This is a genomic window from Methylibium sp. (genome assembly GCF_035762065.1).
Classification (GTDB): Bacteria; Pseudomonadota; Gammaproteobacteria; order Burkholderiales; family Burkholderiaceae_C; genus Methylibium.
In genome coordinates, this window is sequence record NZ_DASTPW010000043.1 from 197,166 (window position 1) to 212,183 (window position 15,018).

At 71.7% G+C, this 15,018-nt stretch carries 13 protein-coding genes, 1 tRNA gene and 1 pseudogene; 12 read left to right on the plus strand and 3 right to left on the minus strand.

The annotated features are described in order from the left end of the window. Positions 1-15: 15 nt before the first annotated feature. The 6 genes from hscB to VFR90_RS12410 all read left to right on the plus strand — a co-directional run bounded on the left by hscB (position 16) and on the right by VFR90_RS12410 (position 5,589). On the plus strand, positions 16-534 hold the full coding sequence (hscB, locus tag VFR90_RS12385) for a Fe-S protein assembly co-chaperone HscB (protein WP_326406445.1): 519 nt from the start codon (positions 16-18) through the stop codon (positions 532-534). A 4-nt stretch (positions 535-538) separates the two neighbouring features. After that, the gene (gene hscA / locus VFR90_RS12390; protein WP_326406446.1) at positions 539-2,395 is read left to right on the plus strand and encodes a Fe-S protein assembly chaperone HscA; all 1,857 of its coding nucleotides are present in this window, start codon (positions 539-541) and stop codon (positions 2,393-2,395) included. An 18-nt stretch (positions 2,396-2,413) separates the two neighbouring features. After that, positions 2,414-2,752 carry an ISC system 2Fe-2S type ferredoxin gene (gene fdx / locus VFR90_RS12395; RefSeq protein ID WP_326406447.1) on the plus strand — a complete coding sequence of 113 codons (339 nt, stop codon included), beginning with the start codon at positions 2,414-2,416 and terminating at the stop codon, positions 2,750-2,752. Further along, the gene (gene dnaQ, locus VFR90_RS12400) at positions 2,752-3,486 is read left to right on the plus strand and encodes a DNA polymerase III subunit epsilon (RefSeq protein WP_326406448.1); all 735 of its coding nucleotides are present in this window, start codon (positions 2,752-2,754) and stop codon (positions 3,484-3,486) included. Before fdx ends, dnaQ begins: the two co-directional genes overlap by 1 nt. A gap of 33 nt (positions 3,487-3,519) precedes the next feature. Next, positions 3,520-3,594 (plus strand) — tRNA-Val (locus VFR90_RS12405). Between the two features lie 141 nt (positions 3,595-3,735). Further along, a complete protein-coding gene (locus VFR90_RS12410; RefSeq protein ID WP_326406449.1) occupies positions 3,736-5,589 on the plus strand; it encodes a sensor histidine kinase in 1,854 nt (617 codons plus the stop codon). Between the two features lie 7 nt (positions 5,590-5,596). Here the strand turns inward: VFR90_RS12410 and VFR90_RS12415 are convergent, their stop codons facing one another. Both VFR90_RS12415 and VFR90_RS12420 read right to left on the minus strand, forming a co-directional pair. Then, positions 5,597-6,103 (minus strand): Csu type fimbrial protein, encoded by a 507-nt coding sequence (locus VFR90_RS12415; protein ID WP_326406450.1) that lies wholly within the window; start codon positions 6,101-6,103, stop codon positions 5,597-5,599. After that, the gene (locus VFR90_RS12420) at positions 6,094-7,086 is read right to left on the minus strand and encodes a fimbria/pilus outer membrane usher protein (RefSeq protein WP_326406460.1); all 993 of its coding nucleotides are present in this window, start codon (positions 7,084-7,086) and stop codon (positions 6,094-6,096) included. Before VFR90_RS12420 ends, VFR90_RS12415 begins: the two co-directional genes overlap by 10 nt. A gap of 248 nt (positions 7,087-7,334) precedes the next feature. Between VFR90_RS12420 and epsF the strand changes: the two genes are divergently transcribed. The 6 genes and pseudogenes from epsF to VFR90_RS12450 all read left to right on the plus strand — a co-directional run. After that, positions 7,335-8,759 (plus strand): chain length determinant protein EpsF, encoded by a 1,425-nt coding sequence (epsF, locus tag VFR90_RS12425; RefSeq protein ID WP_326406451.1) that lies wholly within the window; start codon positions 7,335-7,337, stop codon positions 8,757-8,759. A gap of 177 nt (positions 8,760-8,936) precedes the next feature. Next, positions 8,937-10,202 carry a polysaccharide biosynthesis tyrosine autokinase gene (locus VFR90_RS12430; protein ID WP_326406452.1) on the plus strand — a complete coding sequence of 422 codons (1,266 nt, stop codon included), beginning with the start codon at positions 8,937-8,939 and terminating at the stop codon, positions 10,200-10,202. A gap of 37 nt (positions 10,203-10,239) precedes the next feature. After that, positions 10,240-11,445 (plus strand): glycosyltransferase family 4 protein, encoded by a 1,206-nt coding sequence (locus VFR90_RS12435; RefSeq protein ID WP_326406453.1) that lies wholly within the window; start codon positions 10,240-10,242, stop codon positions 11,443-11,445. Beyond that, positions 11,442-12,545: a CgeB family protein gene (locus tag VFR90_RS12440; protein WP_326406454.1), complete on the plus strand. Its 1,104-nt coding sequence runs from the start codon at positions 11,442-11,444 to the stop codon at positions 12,543-12,545. The genes VFR90_RS12435 and VFR90_RS12440 overlap by 4 nt, the downstream gene beginning before the upstream one ends. A 12-nt stretch (positions 12,546-12,557) precedes the next feature. Then, positions 12,558-14,183, plus strand: a complete 1,626-nt coding sequence (locus VFR90_RS12445) for a hypothetical protein (protein WP_326406455.1) — start codon at positions 12,558-12,560, stop codon at positions 14,181-14,183. Continuing rightward, positions 14,180-14,881, plus strand: a pseudogene (locus tag VFR90_RS12450) (UDP-glucuronic acid decarboxylase family protein); the annotation flags it as partial. The gene VFR90_RS12445 and the pseudogene VFR90_RS12450, both read left to right, overlap by 4 nt. On the opposite strand, the gene VFR90_RS12455 reads toward VFR90_RS12450, so the two are convergent. Then, positions 14,836-15,000, minus strand: coding sequence for a hypothetical protein (locus VFR90_RS12455; RefSeq protein WP_414676530.1), 165 nt, complete (start codon positions 14,998-15,000; stop codon positions 14,836-14,838). The pseudogene VFR90_RS12450 and the gene VFR90_RS12455 overlap by 46 nt on opposite strands. Between the last annotated feature and the right edge of the window lie 18 nt (positions 15,001-15,018).

The following is a 15,018-nucleotide window of genomic DNA, read 5'->3' on the forward strand; positions in this document are numbered from 1 at the left end:
GCCTTCTTGTTTGTGATGCAGCTCGACAGCGACGACTTCCAACTCTTCGGCCTGCCACGACGCTTTGCCCAGGACCGCGCGCACATCGACGCGCAGTGGAAGGCGCTGCAGGCCGAGGTGCACCCCGATCGCTTCGCCGGCGAGGGCGCGGCGGGGCAGCGGCGCGCGATGCAGTGGTCGGTGCGCGTCAACGAGGCGCATGCGCGGCTGAAGGATCCGCTCGCACGCGCGGCCTACCTCTGCGAACTGCACGGCGCACGCATCGAAGCCGAGAGCAACACCGCGATGCCGGCCGGCTTCCTGATGCAGCAGATGCAGTGGCGCGAGGCGCTCGACGACGCGGCCGGGCTCGCCGAAGTCGAGGCGCTGCACGACGAGGTCACGGCGTTTCGCCGCGCCGCGTTGGACGAGCTGGCCCGCGCCTGCGACGAACGCGAGGACTGGTCCGCCGCGGCCGAACAGGTGCGCGCGCTGATGTTCGTCGAGCGCTTTGCCCATGACGTCGATCGGCGAGTGCAAGCGCTGGAAGAATGACGCGATGGCCCTGCTGCAGATCTCCGAACCCGGCGCGTCGCCCGACCCGCACCAGCGCCGCATCGCGGTGGGCATCGACCTGGGCACGACGCATTCGCTGGTCGCGGCGGTGCGCTCGGGCGCGGCGGAATGCCTGCGCGATGAAGAAGGGCGCGCGATCCTGCCCTCGGCGGTGCGCTACCTCGAAGGCGGCCGGCGCGCGATCGGCTTCGCCGCGCTCGCGGCGCAGGCCGAGGACCCCGAGAACACCGTCGTGTCCGTCAAGCGCCTGATGGGCCGCGCGCTCGCCGACATCGAGCATCGCGACAAGCTGCCTTACCGCTTCGTCGATCGCCCCGGCATGGTGAGCCTGGGCACGCGCGAGGGCGTGAAGACGCCGGTCGAGGTCTCGGCCGAGATCCTGGCCGCGCTGCGCCAACGTGCCGAAGACAGCTTCGACGACGAGCTGTTCGGCGCCGTCATCACCGTGCCTGCCTACTTCGACGACGCACAGCGCCAGGCGACGAAGGACGCCGCCAGGCTCGCCGGCCTGAACGTGCTGCGCCTGATCAACGAGCCCACCGCCGCGGCGATCGCCTACGGGCTGGAGCACGGCAGCGAAGGCCTCTACGCCGTCTACGACCTCGGCGGCGGCACCTTCGACATCTCGCTGCTGCGTCTTGCCGAAGGCGTCTTCGAAGTGGTCGCGACCGGTGGCGATTCGGCGTTGGGCGGTGACGACTACGACCGCGCGCTGGCCGACGCTGCCTTGGCCGAAGCGAAGCTCGGCATCGAGACGCCGCAGGACCGTCGCGCGGTGCTGGTCGCCGCGCGCGCCGCGAAGGAGGCGCTGTCCGCCGCTTCGCCGGTGCGCCTGCGTTGCGCGCTCAGCACCGGTGGGCTCGACGTCGAGGTCACGCGCGAGCGCTTCGACGACCTCACGCGGCCGCTGACCGACCGCACGCTCGCCGCGGTGCGCAAGGTGCTGCGCGATGCCAAGCTCGCGAAGGACGAGGTGCAGGGTGTCGTGCTCGTCGGCGGCTCGACGCGCATGCCGGTCGTGCGCGAGGCGGTCGAAGCCCTCTTCGGCCGTGCGCCGTTGACGAACCTGAACCCTGACGAGGTCGTCGCGCTCGGCGCGGCGATCCAGGCCCATCAGCTCGCCGGCCATGCGTCGCGGCAGAACCTGCTGCTGCTCGACGTGACGCCGCTGTCGCTCGGCCTCGAGACGATGGGCGGCCTGGTCGAACGCATCATCCCGCGCAACAGCACCATCCCGATCGCGAAGGCGCAGGACTTCACCACCTTCAAGGACGGCCAGACCGCGATGGCGATCCATGTCCTGCAAGGCGAACGCGAACAGGTCGAGCACTGCCGCTCGCTCGCGCGCTTCGAACTGCGCGGCATCCCGCCGATGGTCGCCGGCGCGGCGCGCATCCGCGTCACCTTCACCGTCGATGCCGACGGGCTGCTGGCGGTGTCGGCGCGCGAGCAGGGCTCGGGCGTCGAAGCCGCGGTGACCGTCAAGCCGAGTTACGGCCTCGCCGACGACGAGATCGCCCGCATGCTTGCCGAAGGCTTCGGCACCGCCGAGGCCGACATGCACGACCGCGCGCTGCGCGAGGCGCGCGTCGATGCCGAACGGATGCTGCTGGCCACGCGCGGCGCAATCGCGGCCGACGGCGATCTGCTCGAAGCGGGCGAGCGCGCCGAGATCGATGCGCTGATGGCCCGCGTGCAACGCGATGCCGCGAGCGGCGACGCCGCCACCGTCGAAGCTGCCGTCAAGGCGCTGGCCGAAGGCACCGAAGCCTTCGCCGCCGCCCGCATGAACCGCGGCATCCGTCAGGCTCTGACGGGCCGTCGCGTCGAAGAAGTCTGAGCATCACCCGTAGCTGCCATGCCCATCGTCAAGGTCCTGCCCCACGCCGAGTACTGCCCGCAGGGGAGGAGCCTGGAGGTCGCGCCCGGCACCTCGGTGTGCGAGGCGCTGCTCGAGAACGGCATCCCGATCGAGCACGCCTGCGACATGAGCTGCGCCTGCACCACCTGCCACGTGGTCGTCCGCGAGGGGTTCGCCTCGCTGAACGCGATGGACGAGGCCGAGGAAGACCTGCTCGACCGCGCCTGGGGGCTCGAGCCCGACTCGCGGCTGAGCTGCCAGGCGATCGTCGCGCAGAAGGATCTGACGGTGGAGATTCCGAAGTACTCGATCAACCACGCAAAAGAGAACCACTGATGAGTCGCATCGTCTTCCTCGACACCGAAACGACCGGCCTCAGTCCCGACAACGGCGACCGCATCGTCGAGATCGGCTGCGTGGAGATGGTCAACCGCCGCCTCACCGGCGAGACCTTGCACCACTACCTGAACCCCGAGCGCGCCAGCCACGAGGACGCGCTCAAGGTCCACGGCCTGACCGACGAATTCCTCGCCGGCCAGCCCAGGTTCGCCGAGGTGGCCGATGCGCTGCTCGACTTCCTCGCCGGCGCGGAGATCGTGATCCACAACGCGGCCTTCGACATCGGCTTCCTCGATGCGGAGCTCAAGCGCCTCGGCCGCCCCGGCCTTGCCTCGCAGGCCAAGGTGAGTTGCAGCCTGACGATGGCGCGCGAGCTCTACCCCGGCAAGTCGAACTCGCTCGATGCGCTTTGCAAGCGGCTCGAGGTGGACAACACCGCGCGCACCCTGCACGGGGCGCTGCTCGACGCCGGCCTGCTCGCCGAGGTCTACCTGCGCATGACGCGCGGCCAGAACTCGCTGGTGATCGAAGTCGCCGACGGCACCCGGCGCGACGACGAGCCGTCGCTGGCGGTGGTCGATCTGGCGGCTTTCGAACTCGCGGTCGTCGAGCCGGATGCCGACGAACTTTCGGCGCACGAAGCGGCGCTGGCCGATCTCGACAAGGCCTCGAAGGGCCGGACGCTCTGGCGTGCGGTGGCATACTCCGCGGCCTCGTCGGCCACCCTCTGACGAGGTACTCGCGGCCCGGTTTCACCGGCGCGCGGGCGGTTAGCTCAGCGGTAGAGCACTGCCTTCACACGGCAGGGGTCGCAGGTTCGAACCCTGCACCGCCCACCACTCCCAGGCCCTTCGACCCGGCGCCGCCGCAGCCCGCGCGCGGCGTGCGATGCGCACGCGGGCGGCGCGTCGCCCGCTGCGGAAAGTTCGCCTGGGCGAGCGTCCGCTCTCAGAATCGGGCGCATCCCGGCCCGCTTGCGCATGACGCTTCCCAAGCACTTCCGCAGTTCGCGCTTGCGCATCGGCGTGGCGTTCTCGTCGCTCGCGCTGGTGCTGTTCGCCGCGGTCGGCGTGCTGTCGGGCGAGCAGGCGCGCGACCAGGCGCAGCGCGACGCCGGCGCCGCGATCGAGCAGCTCGCCGACCGGCTCGCCTTCGGGCTCGATGCCGGCCTGGCCGAACGCTTTCGCGAGATCCAGAACCTCGCGAACCTGGAGAACCTCTTCGAGACGCGGCTCGAGCCCGAGCGCTGGCGCGCGATGGTCGACCGGCTGCAGAGCTCCTTTCCGTACTACAGCTGGATCGGCGTCGCGCGACCGGACGGCACGGTTGTCGCCGGCACGCAGGGGCTGCTCGAAGGGCGCGACGTCTCCAAGCGGCCCTGGTTCGCCGCCGGGCTGCAACGCGCCTTCACGGGCGACGTGCACGAGGCGATGCTGCTGGCCTCGCTGCTCGGTCCGCAGCCAAACGGCGAGCCGCTGCGGCTGGTCGACTTCGCCGCGCCGCTGTTTCGCGACGGCCGCGTCGAAGGCGTGATCGGCGCGCATCTCACGCTCGCCTGGGTGCAGGAGCGGCGTGCCGAGGCCTTGAAGGCGACCGATCCGGCGAACCGCGTCGAGATCTCGATCCACGGCCCGGCCGGCACGATCATGGGCCCGGCCGCGCCGGCCGTCGAAGTGCTGCGCCGTCTGGAAGTCGGGCCCGCGATCGTCGAATGGAGCGACGGCAAGGCCTACCTGAGCGCGACCGCCCGTGCCGGCGATGCGCAAGGCAAGCGCGTGTTCGACTGGACCATCGTCGCGCGCCAGCCGGTGGATACCGCGCTCGCACCGGCCGAGCGGCTGCGCAGCCGGATCTGGGCGCTCGGCCTGCTGGCGACGCTGCTGTTCGGCATCGTCGGCTGGTGGCTCGCCGGCCGGCTGACGGCGCCGCTGCGCGCGGTGGCGCAGCAGGCGGCGCGCATCTCGGCGCAGCGCGGCGGCGGCGCCGCGCCTGCCGACGACGACGAGGTCGAGCAGCTCGCCGCCTCGCTCGGCACGCTGCTGACGCACCTGCGCGAGCGCGAGCACGAACTCGTCGGCCTGAACGCCTCGCTCGAAGCGCGGGTCGCCCAGCGCACCGGGTCGCTGAACCAGGCCAACGAGGACCTGCGCAGCTTCAGCCACAGCGTCTCGCACGACTTGAAGGGGCCGATCGGCTCGATCGGCCTGGTGCTGCGCCACCTGGTCGAGCAGCAGGGCGAGCGGCTCGATGCCGGCACCCGCCGGCTGCTCGGCGAGGTGGTGCGCGAGTGCGATCGCCTGCGCCGGCTCACCGACGAGCTGCTGTCCCTGGCGCTGGTCGAGCAGAGCGAGATGACGATGGAGCCGGTGTCGATGCAAGCGCTGGTCGACGAGGTGGTCGCCGAGCTGCGCCGTCCCGGGGCCGCCGGCGCTGCCGAAGCCGAGCGCGCTGAACTCGTTGTCCACCCTCTGCCCGAGGTTCATGGCGACGCGGTGCTGCTGCGCCAGGTGTGGCTGAACCTGATCGCCAACGCGCTCAAGTTCAGCGCCAAGGCCGCGCAGCCGCGCGTCGAGCTGCAGTGCCGGGCGACCGAGGCGGGGCATGAATTCAGCGTCGCCGACAACGGTGCCGGCTTCGACATGTCGCAGGCCGGCCGGCTCTTCGGCACCTTCCAGCGGCTGCATCGCGCATCGGACTTCCCCGGCACCGGCGTCGGGCTGTCGATCGTCAAGCGCGTCGTGCACCGCCACGGCGGCAGCGTCTGGGCGGAGGGCCGGCCGGGCGAGGGCGCGCGCTTCGCCTTCGTGCTGCCGAGACGGCCCGCTTCGAGTTGAGCGCGCTTCAGTCGTAGGTCACGGTCACGGTGATCGTGTCGACGTAGCTGCCCGGGATCGCCGAGTTCTGCCCCGCCGGTATTCGCCCGTAAACCGTGTGCGTGACCGTCGGCGACAGCCCCAGCACGTCGAGCAGGATCGAGCCGGACACGACCGTGCCGCCGCTCGCGTCGCCCCAGGTGACGAGCCGGGCCGGGTCGGCAAACAGGCCGTACGCGAGGCTGTTCGCGCCGCTCGTCAGCCGGCGCGCGCCGATGCTCGGCCCGCCACCGCCGCTCAGCGCGATCCGGTACGGGATCAACAGGCCCGCCACGCCGCCGCAGGAGACGCGCACCTGGCCCGTCGAATCGCTCGGGCCGGCCGCCAATGGATTGACCGCGCCGAAGGTGACCGGGGCGGTGCTCGCGCTGCAACTGCACAGCGGGCCGAGGCACAGCGCCTGCACCACGCCGGCCGACGCCAGCGCGGCGACGGCGACGAGCAGCGCACGCAGCACACGCAGGTTCACTCGCATTGCAGCGTCCCCAGGTCCGGTGTTTCGCCACCGGGCGGCGGCAGCGTCAGCTGCGCGCGGCAGGCATGACCGGGCCAGCGGGCGATCAGCGTGCTGTTCGCGGCCAGGCCGAAGGCGAAGGCACGGCCGTCAAAGCCGATCGGAAAACTGCGCGCGTCGCCTTCAGCTTGCAGCCGGCTGCCGGCCGGCACCGCCTGGCCGTCGCGGCCCACCAGCCGGAAGCTGGCGGCCCGCGTCCGGCGCACCGGCAACGCGACCACGATGCCGCTGCGCGCCGGCGGCTGCACGAACAGTTCGGTCGCCTCGACCTCGGCGTCGAACGGCAGGTCGCCGGGATCGATCGCGATGCGGTTCGATTCGTTGCCGCGCAGGCTGGGCACGAGCGCGCGGCCTCGCGCGTCGGTGCGGGCGACCGGGCGGTGGTCGTGCAGCACCTGCAAGTTCGGGTAGCCACCGACTTCGACGACCGCGAAGCTGCCGTCGATGCGCCGGCTCGCGAACAGCTCGTTGCCTAGCCAGGCGATGCCACCGCTGACGCCGGCGCGGGCGTCACTGCCGCCGCTGCGGTGCGAGACGCCCGCGCTGAGCAGCGCCGCGTCGGTCTGCCACAGCACTTGCGCGGTCTCGCGCGCGATGTCGCCGCCTTCGGCGGCGAGCTGAAGGCCGAGCCCCGGGCCGTCCGGCAGCGCCTGCTGCCAGGAAGCGACGTGCTGAGCGCCGCGGCCTTGGGCGCCTTGCCGGCGCGTGCTGGACGCGCCGGCGCTTGCACGCGGGCCGAGCGCGTGGAAGAGGCTCAGCGACAGCAGCGTCTGCTGCTGCTGCACGTCGCGCAGCGCAGTGACCGCCAGCGTGCCGAGCGGGCCGAGTCCGCCTGCGAGATTGATCGCGAAGAGCCGCTGCCGCTCGCCGTCCCAGCGCTGCTGGTGCACCGCGCTCACGCCGAAGCTGACGCCGCCGAGCGTGCGCCCGAGCGCCAGCGCCAGATGCGTGCGCGCCGCCGCGCCGACCTAGCCGGCCTGCGTGAAATCGCGGCTGGCCAAGCGTTCGGCAATGTTGTGCAGGAAGTGTCTCGGCGAAGCAGGGGTTGACGGCCGGTCGAACCCTTGTTCAGCAGATCCCCGGTCGAGACTCGCCCGTTCCAGCCGAGCACCGGCTCGCCGGGTTCGCCGCGGTGTGATCCCGGGTTATGGTTTTGCCCTGCGGCCAACGGCCGGATCGAGGGGCCGAACGCATGAGCCTGCAGCAATTCACCACCATCGTCCGCGCCCGCTGGCGCTCCGGCTTCGCAGTGCTGCTCGCGGTGCTGGCGGTGGCGGCGCTGATCCATCTGCTCACGCCCAAGCGCTACACCGCCCAGGCCTCGGTGATCATCGACATCAAGTCGCCGGACCCGATCGCAGGTGCGGCGCTGCAGGGGCTGACCTCGCCGAGCTACATGGCCACGCAGGTCGATGTGCTGCGCAGCCAGCGCGCGGCGCAGCGGGTCGTGCAGCTGCTGCAGCTGGAGAACAACCCGACGATCCGCGCGCAGTGGCTCGACGCGACCCGGGGCGCGACGCCGATGGAGCTCTGGGGCGCGCAGGCGCTCGGCCAGGCGCTCGACGTGCGGCCCTCGCGCGGCTCCAACGTCATCAACGTCGCCTTCACCGCGGGTGACCCGACGTTCGCCGCGCAGGCGGCCAATGCCTTCGTGCAGGCCTACCTGGATCTCTCGGTCGATCTGCGCACCGACCCGGCCCGGCAGTACAGCGTCTTCTTCGACCAGCGCGCCAAGCAGCTGCGCGACAAGCTCGAAGAGGCGCAGGCCCGGCTGTCGGGCTACCAGCGCGAGAAAGGCCTGCTCGCGACCGACGAGCGCATGGACGTCGAGACCGCGCGCCTGAACGAGCTCTCGACGCAGCTCACCGCGCTGCAGGCGGTCGCGGCGGAATCGGGCGGGCGCCAGGCGCAGGCGGCGACGAACGCCGAGCGCATGCAGGAGGTGCTGGCCAGCCCGTTGATCAGCGGCCTGACGGCCGACCTGTCGCGCCAGGAGGCGAAGCTCAAGGAGCTGAGCTCGCGGCTCGGGGATCGCCACCCCCAGGTGATCGAGACCCGCGAAAGCATCGGCGAGCTGCGCCGGCGCATCGGCGTCGAGACGAACCGCATCTCGGGCAGCCTGAACGTCGCGAACAGCATCAACCAGGGCCGCGTCGCTCAGCTGCAGGCGGCGCTGAAGGAGCAGCGCGCGAAGCTCTTGAAGATGCGCGAGCAGCGCGACGAGGCCGCGGTGCTGCTGCGCGATGTCGAGAACGCGCAGAAGGCCTACGACGGCGTCGTCGCGCGGGCCGGATCGGCCAGCCTGGAGAGCCAGGCCGGGCTGACCAACGTCGCGCGGCTCGAATCGGCGGTCGAGCCGACGCGGCCGTCTTCGATGGGCCTGCGCAAGTCGCTGGCGCTCGCGCTGGTGTTCGGCGGCCTGCTGGCGGTCGCGACGATGTGCGTGCGCGAACTGCGCGATCGCCGCCTGCGCAGCGAGTTCGACGTCGCCCAGCTGCTCAGGCAGCCGCTGCTCGGCACGCTGCCCGCGATCGGCCGGCGCGCCGAAGCGCGGCCGAAGGGCATCGCCGCGTTGCTGCCGGGGCGGGTGGCCGGGCTGCTCGAGTCGCGCGGCTGAGCCGCTCGCAGCGCCTGCGCGAAGCGCGCCGAGGGCGCAAGCCCTAGCTTGAGCGGCGCCGCGGCGCCATGCCGCGGGCGAACCGCGCTCGCGCCGACATCCGGGCCGGTTATGGTTCTGCCCGACGCGGCGGTCCTTGCCGCCCTGCGGTCTATCCAAGCGGAAGGAAATGCGAGCGTGAGTCGCAAGCGAAGGCAGCGCAACCTGTCGTCTCCCCTGCCCGTGATCGCGCCGCCGGCCGTGCCGGTGTCCGCCGAGACAGCTTCGCCGGCCGCCGCCGCGCCGGCCGCGGCCGAGATGACGGTGATCGACGACGAAGCCGCGCGGGCCATGTCGGCCCGGCGCGGCGCACGCCACGAGCGCCTGCCGGCCGCCGAGCCGAGCGCCGACTTCCCGGCCGACCTCCACACGGAGCCGGAAGCCGCGCCCGAGCCCGACACCGGCCCGCCTTCGACCGTGCCCGGCTTCTTGCAGCCCTACGTCTATCCCTCGGCCGGCCAGGAGCACGCGGCGGGCGCCGCGACGGGCAGCCCGGTGCGCACGATGCGGGCGTCCTCGACACCCGACTTCGACATCGACGACGCGGCCCGCTCCGAACTGCAGGACCAATTGATCGGCGAGATCCTGCGCGCGACCAAGCACCTGAGCCGCGAGCAGATCGACGAGGTGCTCGCGCGCCAGTCGCAGCACGGCCAGAAATTCGGCGAGGCAGCGGTCGCGCTCGGCCTGGTCGAGCCCGACGACGTCATGTGGGCGCTGAGCCAGCAGTTCCAGTACGCCTACGTGCCCGAAGGCGACGGCAAGCTGTCGGAGGAACTGGTCGTCGCGCGCGAGCCGTTCGGCGACGCGGCCGAGCTGTTCCGCGAGATGCGCACCCAGCTGCTGATGAACGTGCTCGAAGGCGGCGGGCGGCGCGCGCTGGCGGTGCTGTCGGCCGGCGTGGGCGAGGGCAAGAGCTTCTTCGCGGCGAACCTCGCGGTCGCGTTCAGCCAGCTCGGCGCACGCACGCTGCTGATCGACGCCGACATGCGCACCCCCCGGCTGCACCGGATGTTCGGCCTCGACGGCGAAGCAGGACGTACCGGCGGCCTGAGCGCCATCCTCTCGGGCCGTTCGCAGGCGAGCGTGGTGCGGCCGGCCGCGACGCTGCCCAGCCTTTACCTGCTGCCGGTCGGCGCCGCGCCGCCGAACCCTTCCGAACTGGTGCAGCGGCCGAGCTTCGCCGCGATGCTCAAGGGCGCGTTGCGCAACTTCGAGTACGTGATCGTCGACACGCCCGCCGCGTGGCACGGGCCCGATGCGCGCGTGATCGCCAGCCGCTGCGGCGCCGCGCTCGCGATCGGCCGGCGCGACCGCACGCCGATCGGCAAGCTGCAACAGCTGATCGAGCAGGTCACGAAGAACACCGAGCGCTTCGCCGGTGTCGTGATGAACGACTTCTGAACACTCGACACCCTGCGGCCGCAGGCCTTCGACGACCATGAACCTCGCGCTGACGGCGAACGGCAAGTTCTACACCTTCGACCTCGCACGGGCGCTGCAGGCGCAGGGCGTCCAGGCCGAGGTGTTCACCTCCTACCCGCGCTTCAAGCTGCGCGGCGAGGAGCTGCCGGCCGAGCGGATCCACACCTTTCCCTGGCTGCATGCGCCCTACATGGCGCTGCGCCGGCGCGACATGCTCGGCCTGCGCGCGGTGCGGCGCTGGGAGTGGGAGGCCAAGACGCGCTTCGACCGCCACGTCGCGCGCAACCTGCCGCAGCTGCTCGACGTGCTGGTCGGCATGTCGGGCAGCAGCCTGGAGAGCGGGCGCGCCGCGCAGGCGCGCGGCGCGCGCTACGTCTGCGACCGCGCCTCGGCACACATCCGCACCCAGGACCGCATCCTGCGCGAGGAGTTCGAGCGCTGGGGGCTGCGCTTCGACGGCATCGACCCGCGCGTGATCGAGCGCGAGGAGGCCGAGTACGCGCAGGCCGACGCGGTCGCGGTGCCTTCGGGCTTCGTCGTGCGCAGCTTCGCCGAGCAGGGCGTGCCGGCGCACAAGGTCCACCGGCTGCGGCTGGGGGTGGACCTGAGCCGCTACCGCGCGACCGCGGCGCCGGATCCGGAGCGCTTCGACGTGCTGTGCGTCGCCGCCTTCTCGCTGCAGAAGGGCGTGCCCTACCTGATCGAGTCGTACAAGAAGCTGCAGCACCCGGCCAAGAGCCTGAGCTTCGCCGGGGCGATCGATCCGGCACTGGTCGATCACCTGAAGCGCCGCGGCACCTGGGCCGACGACGCGCAACTGCTCGGCCACCTGCCGCTGCCCCGGCTGGTCGACCGCATGAGCCGCAGCCACCTGCTGGTGCTGCCGAGCGTGCAGGAGGGGCTGGCGATGGTCCAGGCGCAGGCGATGGCCTGCGGCTGCCCGGTGATCGGCACCACGCATTCGGGCGCCGAGGAGCTGTTCGACGACGGCGTCGAAGGTTTCATCGTCCCGGCCCGCGACGGCGACGCTCTCACCGAGCGCCTGCAATGGATGGCCGACCATCCCGAGGAGCGCGCCGCGATGGGCCGGCTCGCGCTGGAGCGCGTGCGCAGCCTCGGCGGCTGGCGCGAGTACGGCGCACAGGCGCTGGCGCTGTACCGGCGCCTGGCGGCCTCGCGCAGCACGGCCGCACCCGTCGGCGCCCCGGGGCTCGCGGCATGAAGATCCTGTACCTCGGCGACTTCGATCCGCGCCAGACCTCGCGCCACGTCGGCGAAGCGCTGCAGCGGCTGGGCCACACGCTCGAGGTGCGCGACCCGGCTGCCGAGCTCGGCATGAAGACGCAGTCGCGCTGGCTCGGCGCGCTGCACTACCGCAGCGGCTACCGGCTGCTGCAGCCGCGCGTGCTGCGCTGGGTGCGGTCGCTCGACCTGGCTGCGATCCGCCCCGACGTCGTCTGGGTCGACGGCGGCGACCTGCTCGGCCGCGCGGCCTTGCGCGTGCTCAAGCGCGCCGGCGCGCCGGTCGTGCTGCGCAGCAACGACGACCCGACCGGCCCGCGCGACGCCCGCCGCTTCGCGACGCTGCGCCGCGCGCTGCCCGAGTACGACCTGGTCGCGGTGCACGCGCGCGAGCGGGTGCCGCAGGCCGAGTACCGCGCCTTCGGCGTCGAGCGCGTCCTGCCGATCGTCATGGGCTACGACGAGGTCCATCACCGCCCCTTCGAGACCCGCGACGCGATCGACCCGGCGCTGCGCTCGCAGGTCGCCTTCGTCGGCACCTGGATCCCCGGCGACGCGCGCGACGACTTCGTCTGCCGCCTGCTCGAACTCGGCGTGCCGGTCACGGTGTGGGGCAACAACTGGCACAAGGCGCCGCGCTGGGCCGAGGTGAAGCCGCACTGGCGCGGGCCGGCCTTGTCGGGGCGCGACTACGTCGGCGCGCTGCAGGGTGCCGAACTGGTGCTGGGGCTGCTCTCGCACGGCAACCGCGACGGCCACACGCAGCGTTCGAACGAGGTGCCCTACTGCGGCGGCCTGCTGTGCGCCGAGCGCTCCGGCGAGCACCTCTCGATGTTCCGCGACGGCGAGGAGGCCGTCTTCTGGACCGACGCCGACGACTGCGCCGCGCAGTGCAAGCGTCTGCTGGCCGACGACGCGCTGCGCGCGCGCATCCGCGCAGCCGGCATGCGCCGCGTGCGCGCCAACCGCGTCGGCAACGAAGACGTCGCGCGGCTGATCCTCGAGACGTTGGCCGACGCGGGCAAGCCGGCGCCATCGCCGTTCGAGCCGCGCTTGCCTGCCGCCGCGGCGTCGCACTGAGACGAGGTCGCGGTGCCGCCGCCGATGCCGCAGCAGGCCGCGTCGCGCCTGACGCTCGCGCAGCTGCTGTTCCTCGCGATGAACGCCGCCGCAGTGCTCGCGGCCGCGGGCCAGGTGCTGATCGACATCGGCGTCGTCAACCTCGGCTGCAGCGCGCTTGTGCTCGCCTCGGTCGTCGCGACGATGCAGTACCTCGAACGCAGCCGGGCCTTCGAGGACACGCCGGTCTCGTCGCTCGCGGTGCTGGGCCTGTGCGTCACCACGCAATGGGCATCGCTGACCGCGCAGTCGCTCGCCGGCACGCCGCTGGTCGAAGGCCTGAAGCTGCCGGTGACCACCTTCGCGGTGCTGTGCGGCGTGCAGGCGCTCGCGCTCGCGAGCCACTGGATCTACCGCCGCTTCCAGCCGCTGCAGCAGGTGCGCTCGGCGCTGTCCGATGCGGTCGCCGCGCCGCTCGGCCTGTACCGCACGCCGTCGCCGGCGGCGGTGTGGGCGCTGTCGCTTTTCGGCGCCGCGGCGATCGCCGCCGGCGGCGCCGAGGCGGGCGATGCCGGCGGCAAGCTCTTCCAGGCCTTCGGGCTGTTCGCCTGGCTGCCCGCGATGATCCCGATCCTCTACGCGCGCTACGGCAGCGCCTACTGCCGCATCGGCACGCAGGTGCCGCTGCTGGTGGGCTACGCGCTGCTGCTCGTGGCGATCGGGCTCGCGCGCAACGGGCGCTCGCTGATGATCGTCGGGCCGATGCAGCTGGCGCTGGTGCTGCTGATCTACGGCCTGCGCGACCACCGCGCGGCCACCTCGAAGGTGGTTGCGCTGCTGTTGGCGGGCGCCCTGGGCGCCGGGCTCGTCACCTTCGGTGCGCGCGACCTCGCGACCGCGATGGTGGTGGTGCGCGACCAGCGCGAGTCGCTTGCGCCGCTCGACATGCTGCAGGAGACCCTGGCCGCGCTGGGGGACCGCGGCAAGCTCGAACTCTTCCGCGACACCGAAAAGGGCATGAGCCGCTTCCAGGCCTACGACGAGATCTACCTCGACAACCCGTTGATCGCGCGCTTCTCCGAGACGAAGTTCCACGACAACATGCTCGCGATCCTCGAGCAGCTGAATGCCGAGGAACGCGCGTCGATCGCCGAGCTCACCGGCATCAAGCTGCTGACCTTCCTGCCGCAGCCGCTGCTCGACCGCCTGGGCACGGGCATCGACAAGGAGCGCTACGAGTTCTCGGTGGGCGACCACTACCGCAGCCTGACCGAGAGCGAGGAGTTCCTCGGCGGCTACGCGGTCGGCTCGATCTGGGCCGACCTCCTCGCGATCTTCGACTGGTGGTCGCCGCTGGTCGTGGTGCTGATCTGCTTCGGCGTCTACCTGATGCTCGACGTGCTTTCGCGCACCGACCGCGACGGCGCGCTGCTGCTGTCGCCGCTCGCGGTGTGCATCGCGTGGTCGGTGTTCCTGTATGGCCTCTCGGCCGATTCGCTGGCCGCAAGGCTGGCCTTCTTCCTGCGCGACCAGCCCCAGCGCTTCCTGCTCTACGCAGGCGCCGCCGCGCTGCTGCACTGGATACTTCCCTGGCGACCTTCGACGCCCGAAGCGCCGCCCGCGCCGCTCCCCGCTTCGTCAGCCGGAACCTCCCGATGAGAAATTACAACCCCACCCGCCGCGTGCTCGTGACCGGCGGAGCCGGCTTCCTCGGCAGCCACCTCTGCGAGCGATTGCTCGACGCCGGCTGCGAAGTGCTCTGTGTCGACAACTTCTTCACCGGCCGGCGCCGCAACGTTGAGCACCTGATCGGCCGCGCCGGCTTCGAGCTGATGCGCCACGACGTGACCTTCCCGCTCTACGTCGAGGTCGACGACATCTACAACTTCGCCTGCCCGGCCTCGCCGATCCACTACCAGTACGACCCGGTCCAGACCACCAAGACCAGCGTGCACGGCGCAATCAACATGCTGGGCCTCGCCAAGCGCGTGCGCGCGCGCATCCTGCAGGCATCGACCAGCGAGGTCTACGGCGACCCCGAAGTGCATCCGCAACCCGAGGCCTACTGGGGGCGCGTCAACCCGATCGGCCCGCGCAGCTGCTACGACGAAGGCAAGCGCTGCGCCGAGACGCTGTTCTTCGATTACCACCGCCAGCACAAGCTGCGCATCAAGGTCGTGCGCATCTTCAACACCTACGGCCCGCGCATGCATCCGAACGACGGCCGCGTGGTGAGCAACTTCATCGTGCAGGCGCTCAAGGGCGAGGACATCACCATCTACGGCGACGGCCAGCAGACGCGCAGCTTCTGCTACGTGGACGACCTGCTAGACGGCATGATCACCATGATGGACACGTTGTGCTGGCGGCGGTAGTCGAAGAAGAGCGTCTCGGCGCAGCGCTTGCCTTCGTCGTAGCACGAGCGCGCGCCCACCGGGTTCACGTGGCCCCAGTAATTCTCCTTCTGCGGATGCACCGTCGGGTCACCGTAAAC

Bases quoted from the DNA above. Each gene is read 5' to 3' on its own strand.
- fdx (WP_326406447.1), top strand. From the start codon at position 2,414: ATGCCCATCGTCAAGGTCCTGCCCCACGCCGAGTACTGCCCGCAGGGG.
- hscA (WP_326406446.1), top strand. From the start codon at position 539: ATGGCCCTGCTGCAGATCTCCGAACCCGGCGCGTCGCCCGACCCGCAC.
- VFR90_RS12435 (WP_326406453.1), top strand. From the start codon at position 10,240: ATGAACCTCGCGCTGACGGCGAACGGCAAGTTCTACACCTTCGACCTC.
- dnaQ (WP_326406448.1), top strand. From the start codon at position 2,752: ATGAGTCGCATCGTCTTCCTCGACACCGAAACGACCGGCCTCAGTCCC.
- VFR90_RS12410 (WP_326406449.1), top strand. From the start codon at position 3,736: ATGACGCTTCCCAAGCACTTCCGCAGTTCGCGCTTGCGCATCGGCGTG.
- VFR90_RS12415 (WP_326406450.1), bottom strand. From the start codon at position 6,103: ATGCGAGTGAACCTGCGTGTGCTGCGTGCGCTGCTCGTCGCCGTCGCC.
- hscB (WP_326406445.1), top strand. From the start codon at position 16: ATGCAGCTCGACAGCGACGACTTCCAACTCTTCGGCCTGCCACGACGC.
- epsF (WP_326406451.1), top strand. From the start codon at position 7,335: ATGAGCCTGCAGCAATTCACCACCATCGTCCGCGCCCGCTGGCGCTCC.
- VFR90_RS12440 (WP_326406454.1), top strand. From the start codon at position 11,442: ATGAAGATCCTGTACCTCGGCGACTTCGATCCGCGCCAGACCTCGCGC.